20 protein-coding genes are annotated in these 19932 nt (G+C 68.6%); 12 read left to right on the top strand and 8 right to left on the bottom strand.

The features are described 5' to 3' along the window. The first annotated feature begins 167 nt into the window (after positions 1 to 167). Positions 168 to 605 (top strand): MarR family winged helix-turn-helix transcriptional regulator, encoded by a 438-nt coding sequence (locus ACHZD8_RS15995; RefSeq protein ID WP_394771416.1) that lies wholly within the window; start codon positions 168 to 170, stop codon positions 603 to 605. A 16-nt stretch (positions 606 to 621) separates the two neighbouring features. On the opposite strand, the gene ACHZD8_RS15990 is transcribed toward ACHZD8_RS15995, so the two are convergent. Then, positions 622 to 1542: a hypothetical protein gene (locus ACHZD8_RS15990; RefSeq protein WP_394771415.1), complete on the bottom strand. Its 921-nt coding sequence runs from the start codon at positions 1540 to 1542 to the stop codon at positions 622 to 624. 72 nt (positions 1543 to 1614) lie between these two features. Between ACHZD8_RS15990 and ACHZD8_RS15985 the strand changes: the two genes are divergently transcribed. Further along, a complete protein-coding gene (locus ACHZD8_RS15985; protein WP_394771414.1) occupies positions 1615 to 3000 on the top strand; it encodes a cryptochrome/photolyase family protein in 1386 nt (461 codons plus the stop codon). On the opposite strand, the gene ACHZD8_RS15980 is transcribed toward ACHZD8_RS15985, so the two are convergent. Then, on the bottom strand, positions 2978 to 3865 hold the full coding sequence (locus ACHZD8_RS15980) for a carbohydrate kinase family protein (protein ID WP_394771413.1): 888 nt from the start codon (positions 3863 to 3865) through the stop codon (positions 2978 to 2980). The two genes, ACHZD8_RS15985 and ACHZD8_RS15980, sit on opposite strands and share 23 nt — an antisense overlap. Continuing rightward, on the bottom strand, positions 3858 to 4775 hold the full coding sequence (locus tag ACHZD8_RS15975) for a pseudouridine-5'-phosphate glycosidase (RefSeq protein ID WP_394771412.1): 918 nt from the start codon (positions 4773 to 4775) through the stop codon (positions 3858 to 3860). Before ACHZD8_RS15975 ends, ACHZD8_RS15980 begins: the two co-directional genes overlap by 8 nt. A gap of 121 nt (positions 4776 to 4896) precedes the next feature. Here ACHZD8_RS15975 and ACHZD8_RS15970 point away from each other — a divergent pair, with 121 nt between their 5' ends. Together ACHZD8_RS15970 and ACHZD8_RS15965 are read left to right on the top strand one after the other, a co-directional pair. Continuing rightward, positions 4897 to 5298: a cupredoxin domain-containing protein gene (locus ACHZD8_RS15970; protein WP_394771411.1), complete on the top strand. Its 402-nt coding sequence runs from the start codon at positions 4897 to 4899 to the stop codon at positions 5296 to 5298. After that, complete coding sequence (locus tag ACHZD8_RS15965) at positions 5295 to 5729, top strand: hypothetical protein (protein WP_394771410.1); 435 nt, start codon at positions 5295 to 5297, stop codon at positions 5727 to 5729. Before ACHZD8_RS15970 ends, ACHZD8_RS15965 begins: the two co-directional genes overlap by 4 nt. A gap of 5 nt (positions 5730 to 5734) precedes the next feature. Here ACHZD8_RS15965 and ppk2 read toward each other — a convergent pair whose 3' ends face one another. Next, positions 5735 to 6568 carry a polyphosphate kinase 2 gene (ppk2, locus tag ACHZD8_RS15960; RefSeq protein WP_394771409.1) on the bottom strand — a complete coding sequence of 278 codons (834 nt, stop codon included), beginning with the start codon at positions 6566 to 6568 and terminating at the stop codon, positions 5735 to 5737. Positions 6569 to 6869: 301 nt separating this feature from the next. Here ppk2 and ACHZD8_RS15955 point away from each other — a divergent pair, with 301 nt between their 5' ends. The 8 genes from ACHZD8_RS15955 (at position 6870) to ACHZD8_RS15920 (ending at position 13923) form a co-directional block, all read left to right on the top strand. Further along, positions 6870 to 7433, top strand: coding sequence for a hypothetical protein (locus ACHZD8_RS15955; protein ID WP_394771408.1), 564 nt, complete (start codon positions 6870 to 6872; stop codon positions 7431 to 7433). Positions 7434 to 7605: 172 nt separating this feature from the next. Further along, entirely contained in the window at positions 7606 to 7845 is a 240-nt protein-coding gene (locus ACHZD8_RS15950; protein ID WP_394771407.1) for a hypothetical protein, read from the top strand. Positions 7846 to 8048: 203 nt separating this feature from the next. Further along, on the top strand, positions 8049 to 8690 hold the full coding sequence (locus ACHZD8_RS15945) for a BTAD domain-containing putative transcriptional regulator (RefSeq protein ID WP_394771406.1): 642 nt from the start codon (positions 8049 to 8051) through the stop codon (positions 8688 to 8690). 62 nt (positions 8691 to 8752) lie between these two features. Continuing rightward, a complete protein-coding gene (locus tag ACHZD8_RS15940) occupies positions 8753 to 9499 on the top strand; it encodes a hypothetical protein (protein WP_394771405.1) in 747 nt (248 codons plus the stop codon). Positions 9500 to 9604: 105 nt separating this feature from the next. Next, positions 9605 to 9802: a hypothetical protein gene (locus ACHZD8_RS15935; protein ID WP_394771404.1), complete on the top strand. Its 198-nt coding sequence runs from the start codon at positions 9605 to 9607 to the stop codon at positions 9800 to 9802. Between the two features lie 59 nt (positions 9803 to 9861). Then, a complete protein-coding gene (locus ACHZD8_RS15930; protein ID WP_147781876.1) occupies positions 9862 to 10068 on the top strand; it encodes a hypothetical protein in 207 nt (68 codons plus the stop codon). A 123-nt stretch (positions 10069 to 10191) separates the two neighbouring features. Beyond that, positions 10192 to 12639 carry an AAA family ATPase gene (locus tag ACHZD8_RS15925; protein WP_394771403.1) on the top strand — a complete coding sequence of 816 codons (2448 nt, stop codon included), beginning with the start codon at positions 10192 to 10194 and terminating at the stop codon, positions 12637 to 12639. A 57-nt stretch (positions 12640 to 12696) separates the two neighbouring features. After that, positions 12697 to 13923: a glycoside hydrolase family 27 protein gene (locus tag ACHZD8_RS15920; protein WP_394771402.1), complete on the top strand. Its 1227-nt coding sequence runs from the start codon at positions 12697 to 12699 to the stop codon at positions 13921 to 13923. Here ACHZD8_RS15920 and ACHZD8_RS15915 read toward each other — a convergent pair whose 3' ends face one another. Genes ACHZD8_RS15915 through ACHZD8_RS15900 form a run of 4 tightly spaced genes read right to left on the bottom strand, consistent with a single transcriptional unit; the run spans position 13924 to position 19927 of the window. Further along, a complete protein-coding gene (locus ACHZD8_RS15915) occupies positions 13924 to 16029 on the bottom strand; it encodes an alpha-galactosidase (protein ID WP_394771401.1) in 2106 nt (701 codons plus the stop codon). Then, the gene (locus tag ACHZD8_RS15910; protein WP_394771400.1) at positions 16026 to 18047 is read right to left on the bottom strand and encodes a beta-galactosidase; all 2022 of its coding nucleotides are present in this window, start codon (positions 18045 to 18047) and stop codon (positions 16026 to 16028) included. Before ACHZD8_RS15910 ends, ACHZD8_RS15915 begins: the two co-directional genes overlap by 4 nt. A 2-nt stretch (positions 18048 to 18049) precedes the next feature. Continuing rightward, positions 18050 to 18973 carry a carbohydrate ABC transporter permease gene (locus ACHZD8_RS15905; RefSeq protein ID WP_394771399.1) on the bottom strand — a complete coding sequence of 308 codons (924 nt, stop codon included), beginning with the start codon at positions 18971 to 18973 and terminating at the stop codon, positions 18050 to 18052. Continuing rightward, positions 18974 to 19927 carry a carbohydrate ABC transporter permease gene (locus ACHZD8_RS15900; protein WP_394771398.1) on the bottom strand — a complete coding sequence of 318 codons (954 nt, stop codon included), beginning with the start codon at positions 19925 to 19927 and terminating at the stop codon, positions 18974 to 18976. Positions 19928 to 19932: the final 5 nt, after the last annotated feature.

Below are 19932 nucleotides of genomic sequence, written 5' to 3'. Positions count from 1 at the left end.
CAGAAGTTGTTTGCTGTGGCAGCTTCTGCGGAATGTGATTGCAGGACACTCTTGGTGCAAGGGAGAGGGTCGGTTTCTAGCCTCTGAAACCGACCCTCAATCCTGTTTAAGGCCCTCAAAATGCCGCCTTTCCGCCCCACTGCCCCGCCGGTCCGTAGAGTGGCGATGTGAGCAAGTCGACAATCGCCGTCTCCGCGTGGGAGGCACTGTTCCGGGCCCAGGTCTCGGTGATGCGCTACCTGCAGTCGGACTTTCCGAGCGGAGACCTGTCGCTCAATGAGTACGACGTGCTCTTCAACCTCTCCCGTCAGCCGCAGCGGCAGTTGCGTCTCAAGGATCTCAACCGGCACCTGCTGCTCACCCAGCCGAGCGTGAGCCGACTCGTCGACCGCCTCGCGGCTCGCGGGTACGTGACGAAACTCCACGATCCGGATGACGCCCGAGGCGTCATCGTGCGCCTGAGCGACGAGGGATTCGAGCTGTTCCGCACCGTCGCGCGCAGCCACGTCGAGTCGATCGCCACCCGGGTGGGCGGCGCGCTCACCGACGAGGAGCTCGCCACCCTGCAGACCCTCTGCGACAAGCTGCGCCTCAGCGGAACCTAGGGGCGACAGCGCCGCCCTACTCGTGGCTCGGTGGATCCAGTTGCTGTCGCCGATGGCGGGCACGCGATCCGGCGACCACCGCGAACGATCGCGGTGAGGCGAGAAGCGCCCGCATCACCCGCTTCGGATGCCGTCGAAAGATGCTGCGGAATCCCGCGAACCGGCGCCCGGGAGGCGCCTCGAACAGGGAGACGGCGAAGATGAACGAGTCACTCACCTGCGCGATTCCGAGTCTCGCCTGGCAGTACACCACGCTCGGCAGGGTGATCTCGCCGACGGTAACCCCGATCGCCATCAGGAACGGCCGCAGCGGCTCGATCCCCTGCACGTCCGAGACGAGCCGCACGAATGCCTCCTGCTCCCGCGGGGTGAGGCTGGTGCGGAACATCGACACGAAATAGTCGATGTTCGACACGGATCGCTGGGTGCGGGCGAGCGAGCCGAGCTGGTCATGACCGGCGACGAGGATGGTGCCCACCCGATCCAGGGACGACACCGCGGTGCGCCCGAGGGAGAGCGTCGCTCGACGCGACCACAGCCGTTCGAACACCTCGGCGGGCGGAGCGTAGAAGCCGGGAAAGATGTCGTAGATGTCGAGCGGACAGACGAGTCGGGGGTGCGCGACTCGAGTGAAGACCGGAGGCAGCAGGCCCCTGGTGTGGGGCAGCGCCACTCGCGACCACCCCGCGCCCTCGAGCGCCAGAACGAGGTGGAGCTGGTGGATCGGGTCCACGATCACCGCGGCGGTGGGCGACACCCGCGGCGAGATCAGTCCGAGTTGGGCGAGGATGGGGCCACCGGCGGCCAGACTGCGGATGTTGTGCTCTCGCGAGATCAGCTCGACGAGAGCCGCGACACGCACCTTGTCGCCGCGGAGCCTCGCCTGGTCGGACACGCTCGACGATCCTGCCGGTTGCCGCACTGCCGAAATCGTCATCGCTTCGCCCCTCCCCGCCCCCACCGTAGCCCAGTGACGGCCCAGAGGCGGAGACGCCGTACTGTGGAAGGCGTGACCGGCACGTCAGAATCACCCACCATCGTCTGGCTGCGCGACGACCTGAGAGTGGCGGACAATCCCGCGCTGCTGGCCGCGATTGATCGGGGCGGTCCCGTGGTGCTGCTCTACCTTCTCGACGAGGCGAGCCCCGGCATCCGTCCCCTCGGTGCCGCGAGCCGGTGGTGGCTGCACCACAGCCTTGCCGCGCTCGGCACCGACATCGCGGAACGAGGCGGCGCCCTCGTCCTTCGCCGGGGCGGCGCCGAGACCGAGTTGCCACGGCTCGTGGACGAGCTCGGGGCTGGGGCCGTGCTCTGGAACCGTCGCTACGGCGGACCGCAACGACGGGTGGATGCCGCCCTCAAGTCGGCCCTGCGCGAGGCCGGCCTCGAGGTGCGGAGCTTCCAGTCGAACCTGCTCGTCGAGCCGTGGACCGTCACCACGGGCGAGGGCAATCCGTTCCGGGTGTTCACCCCGTTCTGGCGCGCCTGCCTCGCCAAGGGTGCGCCCCGCGAACCGCTGGAGGCTCCGGCGTCGATCCCCGGGCTCGCGGGCGTGCCGGGAGACGAACTCGAGCACTGGGCCCTGCTGCCTACCAGCCCCGACTGGGCCGGCGGTCTGCGCGAGGCGTGGACTCCCGGTGAGGCCGGCGCGCACGATCGACTCGAGGCCTTCGTCACCGACGGGCTCGAGAACTATGCGAAGGGCCGGGACGAGCCGGGTACCGACTCCACCTCGCGCCTCTCGCCGTACCTGCGGTTCGGGGAGATCAGCCCGTTCCAGATCTGGCAGCGCACCCAGCGCGGCGACCTGAGCCCGGCCGCGGAGGGCAACGTTGTCAAGTTTCTCAGCGAGGTGGGCTGGCGCGAGTTCAACTGGAACATCCTCTTCCACTTTCCCGACCTGCACGAGCGCAACTTCCGCAGCGAGTTCGACGCCTTCCCGTGGGAGACGCCGACGCCGCCCGTTCTCGAAGCCTGGCGGCACGGCCGCACCGGGGTGCCGCTCGTGGATGCGGGGATGCGGGAGCTCTGGCAGACCGGCTACATGCACAACCGGGTGCGCATGGTTGTCGCGTCCTTCCTGGTGAAGAACCTGCTGGTGGACTGGCGGGTGGGCGAGAAGTGGTTCTGGGACACCCTGGTCGATGCCGATGAGGCGAGCAACCCCGGCAACTGGCAGTGGGTGGCCGGCTCCGGTGCGGATGCCGCCCCCTACTTCCGCGTCTTCAACCCGGTGCTCCAGGCCGACAAGTTCGATTCCCGCGGCGACTACCAGCGGCGCTACCTGCCCGAGCTCGACACCGATGCGTATCCCGATCCGATCGTGGACCTGAAGGCCTCTCGGGCCGAGGCCCTCCGGGCCTACGAATACGTCAGGCGGGGCGACCACCGATAGTCGCCACGGCCAGTGCGCCGGCGAGCACGCCGGCGCGGGCCGCGGCCGCGGCATCCCGGGTGCGCAGCCACTCGTCGAGGAAGCCGGCGGCGAACGCGTCCCCGGCCCCGGTCGGGTCCACGATCTCGGTCTCGATGGCCCCGACCCGCACGGTGTCTCGGCCGCGCTGCGCGACCAGCACCCCATCGGTCGCCAGGGTGAGGGCCACCACCGCGAAGTCCTCGGCCAGCCGGGCGACCACCTCGATCGGCGCGGCCAGCCCGGTCAGGACGCGGCCCTCGTCGAGACTCGGGAAGAGCAGGTCCGCGCCGGCCACGGCCGCCAGGAAGCGGTCGGCGCCGAAGTCGTTGATGAATCCGGCCGAGCCGGGGTCCACCGACACGACGACACCGCGAGCCTTCGCCCGCCGGATGAGGGACCGCACGGCGGCGTCATCGGGCCTGCCGAACAGGCTGTACCCGGTGAAGTGCACCATCGCGGCGGCGTCGAGCAGGTCGTCGGCGACGGCATCCGGCGTCATCGCGGCGTTGGCCCCGGTCTCGGTGAGCATGGTGCGCTGCTCGCCGTCGACGATCACCACGATCGACCCGGTCGGCAGGTCGGGGTGGCCGGTGAGGTGCGTGCTGACGCCGCAGCGGGAGAGCAGTGCGTGGTGGCGCTCGAGGTCGTCGGCGCCGACCATCCCGACGAAGTCCACGGCGGCACCGAGGCGGCCCAGCCAGGCCGCCGTGTTGGCCGCCGACCCGCCCGCGCGGCGGCGGATCGACGAGGCAGTGTCCGTGTCCGCACGGATCGGGCCGTGCGGCACTACCACGACGTCGTCGATCACGTCGCCGAACACGACGATCCGCGCCCGGTCAGGCACGGGCGATCCGCGCCCATTCGATCGCGATCTCGGCGGCGAGCCGCACGTTGTTTCGGGCGAGGTCGAGGTTGACCTCGAGGCTCCTGCCCTCCGAGGCGTTGACGATGAATCCGAGCAGGAACGGCGTCACCGCCTTGCCGTGGATGCCGGCGGCATCCGCGGCGGCGAGTGCCTCCGCGAGCACCCGGTCGTGCTCGGTCGGATCCCACTGCTGCTCACGCGGGATGGGGTTGGCCACCACGATCCCCTGGCCGTGGCCGAGCGCGTCCTGGCTGCGCATGATCGCCGCGACCTGGGCGGCGGAGTCCACCGACCAGTCGAGCTCGTGCGCGGATTCGGTGAGCCAGAAGCTCGGAAAGACGGTGGTGCGATAGCCCACGACGGGAACGCTCAGTGTCTCGAGCCGCTCGAGCGTGGCGGCGATGTCGAGCACCGACTTCACGCCGGCGCTCACCACCGTGACGGGTGTCACGGCGAGGGTCGACAGGTCGGCGGACTCGTCGAAGGTGTGGTTGGCACCCCGGTGCACCCCGCCGAGGCCCCCGGTGGCGAAGACCCGCACGCCGGCCAGGGAGGCGAGGTGCGCGGTGGCCGCCACCGTGGTGGCCCCGCTCGCCCCGGCCGCGGCGAGCACCGGCAGGTCGCGCACGCTGGCCTTGGCGAGGTCCTCCTCGGCGATGCGGCGAACGCCGTCCTCATCCAGGCCGATGCGCGGCACGCCGTCGAGCACCGCGATCGTCGCGGGTGTCACTCCGGCCTCCCGCAGGATGCGTTCGAACTCCTTCGCCGCCTCATGGTTGCGGGGGCGCGGCAGCCCGTGCGAGATGATCGTGGACTCGAGGGCCACGACCGGTCCACCGGCGGCGAGCGCCTCGGCAACCTCGGTCGAGACGATGAAGGGCGTGGTCATAGGCACCACACTATCGGCGGCGCAGGCCACGGTTCGTGCCGGTGAACCAGACGCGCCCCGCCCTCGTTTAATGGTCAATCGGGAGTGCGGGCCTCACCGCCCGAGTTGGGAGTCGAACGACATGAAGACCTACCGGACCGCGATGATCGCGACCGCCGCGGCGATCCTTCTGCTGGTGGCCGGATGCTCGTCCGGCGGAGCGACGAGTCCGTCGTCGGGCACCAGCCAGCCCGCCGCCAGCGCGTCGGCATCGGCGTCGGCGTCGGCATCGGCATCGGCGGACGCCATCCTGATCAAGGACTTCACGTTCATGGCGCCGGCGTCGGTGGCGCCCGGCGCGACGGTGACGGTGACGAACACGGACAGCCAGGCCCACACGGTCACCTCGGACGACGGCACGTCGTTCGATGTCACGATCCAGGGCGGGGCCACGGCAACCTTCACCGCGCCGTCGACCCCGGGCAGCTTCGCGTTCCACTGCACGTTCCACCGCAACATGCACGCGACCCTGGTCGTGAAGTGAACGGGCCCGGCGCGGGCTCCCGGGCAGCCGATGTCGTGCTTCGGCTGCTGGTGACCGCGTCGTTGGCGACCGATGCCGTCGTGCACATCCTGCTGGCGCCCGGGTACCAGCTCGCGAATCCGGGCGGCATCGGGCAGGGCAACCTGTTCTACCTGGAGTCGGCGTCAGCTATCGCGGTCGCGCTGTACGTGCTGATCCGCGGCAGCCGCCCGGCCTACCTCCTCGCCCTGGCCATCACGGCCAGCGCCCTCGCCGCCGTGCTGCTGTCCAGTCTGGTTCGGCTGCCGGCGATCGGCCCGATCCCCTCGATGTACGAGCCCATCTGGTTCTTCGAGAAGACGCTCACGGCCGTCGCCGAGGCGGTCGGGGCCGTGCTGGCCCTCGTCGGGCTGATCGTGGGCCGGCCGGGCGGTCGCCGGACGGCCCAGTAACCCGATCAGGTGGCGCGCAGGGTGTCGGCGTGATCCGGAACGTACCGGTGCAGTTCGCGCGGAGGACGCTCGTAGTCTTCGGCGTGGGGCCGATGCGGAATCTCGACGCTCTCCGGCTCCAGCGACTCATACGGCACCTGGCCGAGGAGGTGATTGATCGCGTTGAGCCGCGCCGAACGCTTGTCGTCGCTCTCGATCGTCCACCACGGCGCCTCCGGGATGTCGGTGGCCGCGAACATCTCGTCCTTCGCCCGGGAGTAGTCCTCCCACCGGGTGATCGACAGGAGGTCGGTCTCTGACAGCTTCCAGCGCCGCATCGGGTCGTTGAGCCGCGACTTGAATCGCGCCTCCTGCTCGGCGTCGGAGACCGAGAACCAATACTTGATGAGGATGATCCCGTCGGCGACGAGCATCCGTTCGAAGTCCGGTGCCTGCTGGAGGAAGAGCTCGTACTGCTGCGGGGTGCAGTACCCCATCACGTGCTCGACACCCGCCCGGTTGTACCAGGAGCGGTCGTAGAGCACGATCTCGCCCGCCGTGGGAAGCCGCTCGATGTAGCGCTGGAAGTACCACTGGCCGCGTTCCCTCTCGCTCGGCATCGGGAGTGCCACGACCCGGGCCGTGCGCGGGTTGAGATACTGCATGATTCGCTTGATGGCGCCGCCCTTGCCCGCGGCATCGCGGCCCTCGAACACCACGACGACGCGCGCGCCCGCGGCGGTCACCCACTGCTGCATGCTCACGAGCTCGATCTGCAGCCGCTCGAGCTCGGCCTCATAGGCCTGCCTCGCCACTCGTCGCGCGGAGGGCTTCTTCTTCGTCTTCTTCGACCCGGCCATGGTCGCCACAGTAGCCGGGATGGGCGCCTCCCTCAACGAGGCGGGTCGGTCCGCGAGCACGAGGCGTCGACATCCGCTCGCAGGACCCTGTCAGGTTCGGCCCGACAACTCGGGCGCGCTCCCGCCTCCATTGGCATCCGCGCTCCCAGCAAGGCACAGCAAGTCGCGGCAAGTCATGGCAACTCGGCCCCCGAACGGGTGTCAGCAGAAACAGACCAAACCGATTGCCGCCTGCCTTCGGATGACCCAGTGCGGCCGGGAAAAGCTTCCGGCGGCACCCAAGTGAAGAGGAGTTCAGACCATGAACAACACCACGAAGAAGACCGCCTTCGGCATCGCCGGAGTCGCAGCCGCCGCGCTGCTCACCATCGGCATGGCCACCCCGGCCATGGCCAGCAGCAACGATTCGCACACGGCGAACGGCACCGCAACGCAGACCCGTCTTCTCGGCGACGTCACCGGGGCCCTCGGTGGCACCGACGTCGACGGTAACGGCATCGGACTCAGCAACTTCCTGCGCGGAGCGAACCTCGGCGGATCTGCGTCCAACTCCTCCCCGGTCGTGCTCGCCCCCCAGGTCGGGGTCGGCGATGTCGCTAGCGGTGGAGTGCTGAACGGAAGCGCCGTCGCGTCGGACAACGACGTCGCGGCCCCGATCGCCTCCGGCAACACCACGCCGGTGGCCTCGGGTAACGACGTTCCCGTGGCGAACGGCAGCGGCAACACGACCGTGAGCCCCGATGTGACAGGCAACGACGTGACCGGCAACTCTGCAACCAGCTCGGTGAGTGACCTCGCAGACGTCGACAGCATCCTCCGGGGCGTCGGCAGCAGCGTCGACCTGAACTCGATCCTGGGCCGCTGACCGTTCCAGTACGACTCGAATCGGCCCTCGGTGCTCCTGCGCCGGGGGCCGATCGTGGTTCTCACGCCGTGCGACCCGTGGCACCCGAGCTGGGGGCACTTCATCGGGGGCATAGGCGCGGGAAGCCCGCCGCCCGTAGATTTGATGCCACGACACAGCGGGGCGTGACCGAATGGACAGCAGGAACGGTGGGGACGACGGATCGTCCTGGCGCACGATGATCGTTCGCGTGTGGTCGGAGCCGAATGCCGACCATGGCTTCCGGGCGAGGCTGACCATGGAAGAGCTGCCGAACATCGAGCCCTCCGTCGTCTTCGCCACCGAGCCCGAACAGGTTCTGGATGCGGTGCGCGACTGGCTGTCCCACCCCGCAGAGACGGCCACCACCTCGCCGGAGCACGCGCGCGACTAGTTTGACCATTGACAAACTGAGGCGATCTAGCCATAGTGTTGCCGTGCGCAGAACAGTCTGCCAACCCGACAGCGCCGACTCTGTGCCCCGTCCGTCATTCGCGGTAGCGAAGGAGACTGGCTGTGATAGCACGCGCTGCACCGAGGTGGGAGCTCACCCTACTCAACTGCTGGCAGTTGAGTCTCGCCGGAGAGGCCGCCAGCGTGAGCAGCCGGCAACGTCGCCTCATCACCGCGCTCGCGCTCGCCGGCACCCGCTCCCGAACGTATTTCGCCAACCTCCTCTGGCCCGATTGCTCCGAGTCGCAGGCCGCCGGTAGCCTTCGGGCCAGCCTGCACGCGATCTCCCACCAGCAACCGGGACTCCTCAACCCCTCCTCCAACCCGTTGTCGCTTGACTCCTCCGTCGCCGTCGACGTGAACCGGGTGCGCCGGATCATCGCGGACATTGACGGTCAGGAGATTGATCGCGCGGGCGCCATCCACGAACTCAGGGGCGCCGACCTGCTGCCGGACTGGTACGAGGATTGGGTGCTGTTCGAGCGGGAGCGACTGAACTCCCAACGCCTCCGCGCGCTCGAGTCACTCGCCGAGCACTACCTCGCCATCGCCGACATCGGGCGTGCCCTGGATGCGGCCGGCGCGGCCGTCGAGATCGAACCTCTTCGCGAGAGTTCTCACCTGCTCCTGCTGCGCTGCCACCTGGCCCTGGGCAACAGCGCCGCCGCCATGCGGCTCTACCATTCGCTCGAGGAGCGACTCCTCGAGGAGATGAGCATCGCACCGTCTCCGCGGTTCACGGAGCTCCTCGACGGCGTTCTGGCCAGTCGGCACGCCCGCCGCTGAGCCGCCCCCGTCTGTCCCATCGCACCATCCAGGCACGACCGAACAGGAATTGAGGCACAGGAATGCATTCCAGGAAACTGATCACCTCCGCCGGCACGGTTTCTCTCGTGACCGGCGCGCTTCTGGTGGGCATGATCGCGGGCCCGACCGCCGCGGCGGGCTCTGGCCACACCGATATCGATCACCTCGTGGGGGTGGGGCGCTTCGACACCGCGTCGTCCGCCATCCCCACCGCGGCCCAGCCCACGGCCACCGACCGGGTCGATGCCACGGCGCACGCCGGCCGGAACGCCCCGAAATCGGTGGCTTCGGCGGTCGCGACGAGCAATTGCGACGGCTGCCAGGGCACGGCCACCACCTTCCAGGTCGTCTACGTCGATGGGTCGGGTCCGGCTCTCGCCGACAACACCGCCACCGCCTGGTCGAGTTGCGTGAGCTGCGGCGCCTCGTCGGTGTCGGTGCAGCTCGTTGTGGTTCGCCGGGCCCAGACGATCACGGTGAACAACCGTGCCCTCGCCCTCAACGTGACCTGCACCGGGTGTTCGACCTCGGCGGCCGCCATCCAATTCGTGATCGCGGGGGGCAACCGTCGGGAGCTTTCGGCCCAGGCGCACGCCCTGATCGATCAGATCCAGACCGAACTGGCCGCGAGCATCGCACCGGCTCCCCAATCGAATTCACGACGCCTCGCGACGCCTCAACTCGAGAGTCTCGCCACCCAGGCCGCCGACCGGCTCCAAAACATCATCGTTTCCGGCACCGGTGCTGCGAGCGTCCAGCGGAGCATCGACCTCAAGCTCGGCGGATAACGGAGAGGTAACGGCGCAGTAACGCGGCCGTACCTTCGGCGGGAGTTCACTGGCCTCACCCGATTCGATTTGGAATCGCCCGAGCACGCAAAGGGGGTGATTGAAATGGAAAAACTCACGATCAGGGAACTCGAAGGCCAGTCGGTGGAGTTGCTGCCGACGAGAGAAACGCTCTTCTGGAACTCCAACCTCAACTGGGCAGCCGTCTACGCTTCGAACTCCTCGATGGCGATCAACGCGGCGACAATGTGGTCCCAGGCCAACAGCGCGGCAATGCAGGCCATTAGCGTCTCGCAACACTGATTCTGAGTCGCGCCTGGCGTCGCCCACGCGGCGCCGGGCACGACGGAAGGGTGAAAGTCATGAAGGCAACAACCGCCCTCAGCCCCGACGTTCTCGATCTCGAGACCGCGGAACTCTTGCCTGCGCGCGAGACGCTGTTCCTTGATTTCAACATCAACGTTTCCCCCGTCATCGCAGTCAACCTCGCCCTGGCGATCAATGCCGCGACGATGGCCTCGACTGCGAGCGCGAACGCGTTGCAGCACCTCGCGTTGGTTCATCCGTAGCCTCACAGGTTCGTCTACTCGGCGGGCACGTTCTACCGGGCGTGCCCGTCGTTGACGCACGAATGCCCACACACGATTGCCCACACCCGATTGCCCAGAGACGATTGCACAGAGACGTGCACCATGACATCAGACACGAGAGACATCGACCGGGCGATCTGGCGCCGCGCGCCCGGCGTGCACTCGCTCGGCCTCGTGTCCGGATCCGGACTGACGAAGCCCACCTACCTCGTGCAGCGCCGGGATGAGCAGGTGGTGCAGCTCTCCGAACTTCTCAACCTCGTGCTCGAGAAGGCGGGCAACGGTCGGGCCGCGCCCGAACTCGCCACCGCGGTCAGCGCCACCTTCGGCAAGGAACTCACGGTAGACGGCCTGCATCACCTCATCGACACGAAACTCGGCCCCCTGGGACTCATCGAGGACGTGACCGGCAGGGCGCCGGCCGCCGAGAATCCGGTGACCGCGCGTCCCCTGCTCAGCCTCAGCCTTCGCGGCACGATCCTCCCCGCGTCCGTCGTGCGTCGGATCGCGGGATGGCTCTCTCCCCTCTATCTCGCACCCGTCGTGGTTGTCGCGGTGATCGCGCTGATCGTTCTGGATGCCGTGCTGCTGGCGACCGGGGACTTTCAGAACGCGGTACGGGACATTCTGATCACCCCGACCCTTCTGCTCGCACTCTTTGCTCTGCTGACCCTCGGTGGGCTCATCCACGAACTCGGCCACGCGACGGCGTGCCGTTTCGGCGGCGCCGAACCCGGGGTGGTCGGCTTCGGGCTCTACCTGGTCTTCCCCGCGTTCTTCACGAATGTGACCGACTCCTACTGCCTCGGCAGGACGGGCCGGGTGCGCACCGACCTCGGCGGCCTCTACTTCAACGTGTGGTGCGTGCTGCTGGCGGGGGCGGGCTACCTCCTCACCCGCGAGGGCATCTTCTTCCTCTTCGTGATCGCCACGCAATTCCAGATGCTTCAGCAGCTGCCGCCCACGATCAGGCTGGACGGCTACTTCGTGCTTGCCGACCTCGCCGGGATTCCGGACCTGTTCTCCCGCGTGGGTCCCGTGCTGCGCAGCCTGCTGCCCGGTCGTGAGCCGGATCCGCGGGTGACCGAGCTGCGACCGGCGGCACGGCGAATCGTCACGGTGTGGGTGCTCACGGTGATCCCGCTCCTGGTCCTGGCCTTCGGCTGGTTGCTGTGGAACCTGCCGGCCATCGTCGGGCAGACCGTGGAGGCGATCGCCTCCCATGCCGCAGCGACCGGCGCGGCCGTCGCCGCCGGGCGGGCCGCCGAGGCCGCTCTCGGCGCACTGTCCGTGATCCTCCTCGTGCTCCCGCTCGCCGGACTCGCACTCGTGCTGGGGCGCAGTCTCGTCGCGGCGGTCCGCGCCGCCACCAACCGAATCGGCCCGGCTCGCTCCGGGCCCTCCGAACCACCCGAGAGGACACCCATCGTGAACGAGAACGCACCACGACCCACCCCAGATGAACCGCCCGCGAGCAGCGCGAACCGCACCGCGGATGCCCCCGAAGCCCCCACGGACGTCCGCCCGGTCGCGACCCTCATGCCGCGGCCATCCCCCGCCCCCTGGCTGATGGCGCCGGCCCGAAAGACGGAGGAGTGGGTGCGGGTCGAGCCCCCCTCGACTCTGCGGCCCGCCCGCGCCTCTTTCCTCACCGAGATGGACGTGGAGCCGCCGGCCGTCGACGGGTGGCGCGGGCTGGTGGCGCGGACCACCGGCCTCCAGGTTCCGCCCGCCGCGTCAGAACTCGAGCAGCGGCGCCGCGTGCAGGCGGTGAGCCGGCACTGGTCCGGACCCCGCGGGATCGCCGTCGTCAATGGCAAGGGCGGTGTGGGCAAGACCGTGACCAATGCGATGCTCGCCGCCGTGTTCGCCAGGAACGGGGGCTCCGGCGTGCTCGCCTGGGACAACAACGACACGCGCGGCACGCTCGGCTGGCGCACCGAGAAGAGCGATCACGACGCGACCGTGCACGACCTCCTGCCCCAGAAGGAGCGCCTGCTCCTCCCATCCGCGAGGGTGTCTGACCTCGCGCCCTTCGTTCACCACCAGACCAGCGACAAGTACGACGTGCTGCGGTCGAATCCCGAACTGCTCGCCACCGGGCAGAGAATCACTCAGGCCGACTTCGACGCGCTGCAGCTGGTGGTGACGAAGTACTACCGCATGATCTTCTTCGACTCGGGCAATGACGAATCGGCCCCGCGCTGGCTGCGGATGATCGACCACACCGACCAGCTCGTGGTGGCCACCACCGCCCTCGGCGAGGCGGCGGAGTCCGGTGCACTGCTCCTCGAGGCGCTTCACGATCGGGATGAGCACTCGGCGAGACTCGCGAAGAACGCGGTGGTGGTGGTGCTCCAATCCGAACGGAACGGAGGCATGGCCGCGGCCCAGCGCATCGCCGACGGCTTCGCGAGCATCGCGCGGGCGGCCGTCACCATCCCCTTCGACCGGGCGCTGCACGGCGGTGCGCTTCGCTTCGACTCCCTGAGCCGCGCCACCCAGGATGCCTGGCTCGCGGCGGGAGCGGCCGTGGCCGACGGCCTCTGATCGCGCCGCACTCCCCCCACGCTCTCGCGCGTAACGCCGCCGTGCGAGGATGGCGCTGTGAGGTCGGGCGTGAGGCGGGCAGGACGGGTCGTCGTCGCGTGGGTGCTCGTGGCCCTTCTCGCCCTGCTGGTGCCCGCGGCGACATCCGGCGTGCTGCCTCCCGGCGGGGCGCTCGCTCCGACCCCGCCCATGGGCTGGAACAGCTGGAACCAGGTGGGCTGCTCCGGTCTCGACGAGAGGGTGGTCAAGGCCGCCGCCGACGGACTCGTGGTCTCCGGCCTGGCCCGATCCGGCTACCGGTACGTGGTGGTCGACGACTGCTGGCAGGGACCGCGGGACTCGGCGGGCTCCCTCACCGCCGACGAGTCGCGATTCCCGTCCGGCATCCCCGCCCTCGCCGCCTACGTGCACGCCCGCGGCCTCAAGTTCGGCCTCTACGCCGTGCCCGGCAGCCAGACCTGTGCCAACTACTACGCGAAGTACCCGGTGCGGGGCATCGGGAGCATCGGACACGAGACGCAGGATGCCGCGACCTTCGCGCGCTGGGGCGTGGACTTTCTCAAGTACGACTGGTGCCGCGCCGACCTCACCGACGGCCTGCGCGAGCAGCCGGCGTTCGCCAAGATGGGCGAGGCGCTGAGGGCGACCGGTCGCAAGATCGTCTACTCCATCTCGGAGTACGGGGAGCAGAAGCCGTGGCTGTGGGCGCCGGGGCTCGCGAACCTCTGGCGCACCAGCCACGACATCCACCCCACCTGGAAGTCGATCGCGGACCGCATCGACGCCCAGGCGCCCCTGGCGCAGTTCGCGCGACCCGACGCGTGGAACGATCCGGACATGCTGGAGATCGGCAACGCCGGGCTCACCGAGGCGGAGACGCAGACCCACTTCGGCATGTGGTGCATGCTGTCCGCCCCGCTCATCCTGGGCACCGACCTCGGCGCGCTCCCCCGACCGACAATCGACATGCTGCGCAACGCCGACGTGCTGGCCCTCGATCAGGATCGCCTCGGCCGGCAGGCCTTCCGCGTCGGTCGATCGGGCGGCCACGAGGTCTGGGCGAAGTCGCTCGTGCGCGGCGAGGCCGCCGTGGCGCTGCTCAACACCACCTCAGACGCAACGACCATTCGCACCACCCTGTCGGCCGTCGGGCTGCCGCCGGGCCGGTGGCTCGTGCGCGACCTGTGGACGGGCGCCGAGACATCGAACGGCTCCGGGCGCCTCTCCGCCGTCGTTCCGGCGCACGGAGTCGCTCTGCTTAGGCTCTCGCCGATCACCCCCTGATCAGCGTCGCACCAGCCGGATGAGGATGCCGTGCTCGGGATGGAGCACCGGCATCGGAAGGCCGACCTCCGCCAGGAAGCGGCCGGAGGCGGTGATCCCCTCCGGAATCCAGCCCACGTTGATGATCGCCCCGTACGGCGAGGTCAGCGTGGGGAAGATCACGGTCACGTCGTAGTCCGCCTGCGGGTCGAGACCCGGGAAGCCCACCTGGCCGGGGATCTCGTCGAACGAGGTCGCGACACTCACGAAGGCGAAGAGCGCCTCCGTGCCGTCCGACGCCACGACGCCGCTGAGCGAGTGGGCCGGGTCCGCGAGGTCGGCGTGGACCGCCGTTCCCGAGTGGATGAGGGCTCGGTGGGTCTTGTAGAGGCCGACGGCCTGGCTCAGCTCCGAGAACTCCGACTCGTTCAGGCCGCGCACGTCCCATTCGATTCCGAAGTGCCCGAACATCGCCGTGACGGCGCGGAATGAGAGCGAATGGGTGCGGTGGGTCGTGTGGGCCGTCGTCGGCCCCACGTGCGTCCCCACGAGCTCCGGCGGCAGGATCGCCTCCGTCCAGCGCTGGATGGTCTGCCGCTCGAGCGCGTCGTTGCAGTCAGACGCCCAGACCCGGTCCGTGCGTTCGAGCACCCCCAGGTCGACCCGCGCTCCGCCCGAGGAGCAGCTCTCGATCTCCACGGCGGGATGCGCGAGCCTCAGCGCGTCCATGAGGCGGTAGGCGGCGAGCGTCTGTTCGTGGGTCGATGCCGCTCCGGAATGCCCCATCTCGGTGAGGTCCCGGTTCTGGTCCCACTTGAGGTAGGAGATCGCGTTCTCGGAGAGGAGCGCGTCGAGCCGGGAGAACACGTAGTCCCACGCGTCGGGGTTCACGAGGTCGATCACCTGCTGGTGCCGCCACTCCACCGGGGTGCGGCCGAGGCCGGGCCCGCTCAGCCAGTCCGGATGCGCCCGGATCACATCCGAGTCCTCGTTCACCATCTCCGGCTCGACCCAGAGCCCGAAGTCCATGCCCCGCGAGCGCACGTCGTCGATGAGCGCGGTCAGGCCGTTCGGCCAGACGTCCTCGTCCACGAACCAGTCGCCGAGCCCGGCCTTGTCGTTGCGGCGGTGCCTGAACCAGCCGTCGTCGAGCACGAAGCGTTCGACGCCGATCCTCTGCGCCGCGTCGGCGAGTTCGAGCAGGTTGTCGATGTCGTGGTGGAAGTACACCGCCTCCCAGGTGTTGAGCACGACCGGGCGCGGGGATGCCGGGTGGGTCGGCCTCGACCGCAGCCACCGGTGGAAGGTCTCTGTGATCCCGTCGAGCCCTCGCGCGGAGTGGGAGGCGTAGGTCCACGGCGTCGTGTGCGACTCGCCGGGCGCGAGCACGACCTCGCCCGGCGCGAAGAGCTCGGAGTTGCCGATCAGGGCGGGCCCGGACGGCGTCTTCTCCACGGTTGTCGCCCGGTTGCCGCTGAAGCCGAAGTGGGTGGCCCAGACCGCGCCGGACCGGTTGCCGAAGCCGGCGGTGCCGACGGCGGTGAAGAGCGAGGAGTCGTGCCCGGTTCGACCGTGGCGGTACTCGCGCAGCCAGGTGCCCTGCCGCAGCGACTGGCGCTGCGGATGCTGTTCCCGGCACCACCGGCCAGACAGGTCGAGGATCTCGGCTGCTCCGAGTCCGGTGGGCACCGAGTTGGTCAGCGACAGCAGCGAATAGCCCGTGTCGCCGAGGTTCCGCAGCGTGCTCCGCAGGCGCAGCATCCCCTCGTCGGTGAGATGGATCTCCACGACGAGTTCGATCGCGGCGGCGGAATCCGACATCGTGATCTCGTGTCCGTGCGCGCCGAGGGCCCGAGACCCGGTGGTCACGAGCGACGGGGAGAACGCCCGGCCATCCGGCCGGTGGCCCTCGACGGCCGGGCGGCCGCGCCATCCGCTCGAGGCCTGCGGCACGAGCTCCCGACGGTATGGGTTGCCCACCGACGAGGGGGGCACCGGATGGCTCGAGACGGCGAGGTGCACCGGCTCCCCCAGATCGGAACCCCAGTGCACCACCTCGGGCGTCGCACGGGACAGGTCGATGATGAACGCGGAGTCTCCTCCGCGCAGGGTGACGAGGTCGTTCATCGCGCGGACTCCCGCACGACGGCGACGGCCCCGGCGGCGAGGGTGAGCCGCCCGTCGGTGATGGTGTCGGTGAGCAGGTCGACGCCGTCGACGTGCACGACGGCGACGGAATCCGAGTGGTTGATGGCGAAGGTCCAGGTGCGGTCGCCGTCCGAGCGGCGCACGACCTCGACCTCCCCTGTCACGGCGTGGGCCGCCGAGACTCCCGCCTCGCCGGCGATGTCGGAGGCGAGCTGCAGAACTCCCGCCTCGGTGAGCGATGTTCCCACGTAGTAGGCCGAGCCGCTGCCGAGGCGGTTGCGGCTGATCGCCGGGGAGCCGGCCGTCGGTCCACTCGCGTACTCCGCAAGCACCTCCGCGCCGGTGGCGCGGCCGAGCTCGCTGAACCGCAGACCGGAGCCGTACCGGCTGAGCGGCACCTGCTCCTCCGCCCGAAGCGGGAAGAACTCCTCGATGCGGATGCCGACCAGGTCGACGAAGGCCCCGGGGTAGCCGCCGAGGCGGATGTGGTCGTCCTCGTCCACGATGCCCGAGAGGTAGGTCACCACGACAGTGCCGCCGGACTCCGCGAAGGCGTGCAGGTTGCGTGCGCCGTCATCCGTCATGAGGTACTGCATCGGCACGACCACCAGGCGATAGCCGGCGAGGCCGTCGGTGGAGCGGCGGAAGTCGGTGGTGACGCCCAGGCGGTAGAACGCGTCGTGCCAGAGGCGCGTCTCCGCCATCGCGGTGGTGTCGACGCTCGGATGGGCATCGAGCTCGCTCGCCCAGCGCGCGTCGGTGTCGTGGATGATCGCGACATCGGCGCCGGAGACTCGCGAGCCCACCACCTCGGAGATCTTCTTCAGCGCCGAGCCGAGCTCGACCACCTCGCGCCAGACCTTCGAGTCCGTGCCGGCGTGCGGCAGCATCGCCGAGTGGAACTTCTCCGAGCCGGCCCTCGCGGCGCGCCACTGGAAGAACAGGGCAGCGTCGGCCCCGCGGGCCACGTGCTGCAGCGAGTTGCGCAGCATCTCGCCTGGGGCCTTCGCGATGTTGCGGGGTTGCCAGTTCACGGCGGACGTGGAGTGCTCCATGAGCAGCCACGGCGCCCCGGACGCCAGGCTCCGGATGAAGTCGGCGGTCATCGCCAGCTCCTGGAAGTTGCGGGGGTCTTCGGCGACGAGGTAGTGATCGTTCGACACCACGTCGAGGTGGTCGGCCCACTTCCAGTAGTCGATGGGCTTGTCGAGTCCCATCATGAATCCCATGAAGTTGGTCGTGACCGGATGCGGTGAATGCTCCCGCAGGATGCGAGCCTCCGCGTCGTAGCACTCGAGGAGCTCGTCGGACGAGAACCGGGCGAAGTCCAGAACCTGGGTGGGGTTGATGAAGGTGCCGGACTGGCGGGGCGGGGTGATCTCGTCGAAGTGGTAGTAGTGCTGCGACCAGAACGCCGTGCCCCAGGCCTCGTTGAGAACGTCGACGGAGACGTACTTGCTCTCCAGCCAGCGCTGGAAGGCGGCACCGGAGACATCGCAGTAGCAGGGCTGGTTGTGGCAGCCGTACTCGTTGTGCACGTGCCACATGATCACAGCGGGGTGGTCGGCGTACCGCCGGGCGATCTCGGTGGTGAGGGCCGCGGCCGCCGCCCGGTATTCGGGGCTGGACGCGCAGAACGCCTGGCGCGACCCGTAACCGAGACGCACCCCCGAGGCGGTCACCGGCAGCGATTGGGGGTACTTGTGCGAAAACCACGGGGGCGGCGAGGCGCTCGCATTCGCCAGGTCAACCCGGATGCCGGACTCGTGCAGCAGATCCAGCACCGAATCGAGCCAACCGAACTCGTATCGGCCCTCTGACGGCTCCAGCAGTGCCCAGCTGAAGATCCCGATGCTCACCAGGTTCACCCCGGCCACCTTCATCAGGGCGACGTCTTCCTGCCACACCGACGGATCCCACTGCTCAGGGTTGTAGTCGCCACCGAATCCGAAAGCGGGAATGCCGTCGTCGGAAAGCCGTGACGAGATGGGGTGCATTGTCATCCTTTGCTGGCGCCGAGGGTGAGTCCGGCGACGAACTGGCGCTGAAGCGCGAGGTAAATGATCAGCGTGGGGATCACCGTGATGATCGCCCCGGCCGCGAGCAGGTTGTAGTTGGAGAGGAACTGGCCCTGCAGGTTGTTGAGGCCTGTGGTGACGGGCAGCATGCTGCCGCTCTGGATGAAGAGCAGCGGCCAGAAGAAGTCGTTGTAGATCCAGATCACCTCCAGGGTGCCGAGGGCGGCGAGCGCCGGCCGGGTCAGCGGCATGATGATGTTCCAGTACTGCCGCCAGACCCCGGCGCCGTCCACGAAGGCGGCCTCGGTGAGGTCCTGCGGTAGGGCCTTCATGTAGTTGGACAGCACGAAGGTGCAGAAACCGACCTGGAACGCCGTGTCCACCGCGATCACCGCCGTGTAGGTGTTCAAGAGGTTGCCCGACCCGCTGAGGCTGTACGGCAGGGTGAAGTGCTTGAACATCTCGAACAGCGGAGCGGCAAGCACCTGCGGTGGCAGCAGGTTGCCGGCGGTGAACATGATCAGCAGCGTGATGTTGAACTTCCACGAGAACCGGCTCACCGCGAACGCCATCATCGAGGCGAAGAACAGGGTGAGAATCACGCTGGGCAGCACGATGATCAACGAGTTCGTGAACAGCCGCGCGAATCCGCCCTGGTTCCAGGCGGTCACGAAGTTGTTGAAGTTGAACGCTCCGCCGAAGCTGAAGTAGCCGAACTTGTCAGTGTCCGCCTTCGAACGCAGGGCGGTGAAGACCGCCCAGCCCAGTGGGATCAGCCAGAGGATCGACATCAGGATCAGGAAGAGATGGAGGCCGTAACGCGGCCGCTGCATCGAGCCGACCTTCGCGGCGCGGACCGTGGGGGCGCCGGCGGCCGCCTTCGTTGGGGTGCTGAGCGAGGACATTCAGGCCTCCTTCTTGAAGGTGCGGCTGAGGTAGATGATGATCGGCACGAGCGAGACCACGAGCAGAATGGTGGCGAGAGCCGAGCCGACGCCGATCACCTGCCCCTCGCCGACCAGGTTCTGGATCACCAGGGCGCTGATGAGTTCGAGTCCGTTGGTACCGCGGTTGATGATGTAAACGATGTCGAATGCCCTCAGCGACTCGATGATCGTGATGACGACGATCACGATGTTGATCGGCCGCATCACGGGAAAGACCACCCGGAAGAAGGTCTGCACCGCGTTGGCTCCGTCGAGTGACGCCGCCTCCCGAAGAGACGGGTCAACACCCTTCAGGCCCGCCAGGTAGAGGATCATCACGTAGCCCGCGTGGCGCCAGGTCGCGGCGACCATGGCCGCCCAGATGTTGACGTGAGGATCCCCGAACCAGTCCACCGCCTGGGGGGTGCCCGAGGTGCCGAGCAGGAAGTTGAGCAGGCCGTTGTTCTGCGAGTAGAACAGCTGCCAGATCACGCCGATGAGCACCAGCGACAACATCACCGGGGCGAAGAAGATGCTCTGGTAGATGCGGGTTCCCCGGATGTTCTGGTCGAGCAGGATGGCCAGCAGCAGCCCGAGCGGGGTCGCGATCACCGCGAGGAAGACGAGCCAGAGGATGTTGTGCTGAAGGGCGGGCCAGAACGGCGGGTAGTCCCGGAAGACGTAGGCGTAATTGGCGAACCCGCCCGGGCGGATGTCGGAGAACGCGAGTCCGTTCCAGCGCACGAAGGAGAGGAACACCGACAGCACCGTCGGGATCCAGATCAGCACGAGCTGGATCAGGGTGGGCACCAGAACCATCGCCCCCAGGATGACCTTGTCGCGGCGTGAGAGCAGGCTGTAGCGCCGGCGGCGCCGGCCAGGGGTCGCGATGCCCCTGGCCGCCGTCGTCACGCCGAGGGTGGTGTCGGCCATGATTT

This window comes from Lacisediminihabitans sp. (assembly GCF_043726815.1).
GTDB lineage: Bacteria > Actinomycetota > Actinomycetes > Actinomycetales > Microbacteriaceae > Lacisediminihabitans.
This window is presented reverse-complemented; position numbering and strand designations above follow the sequence as displayed.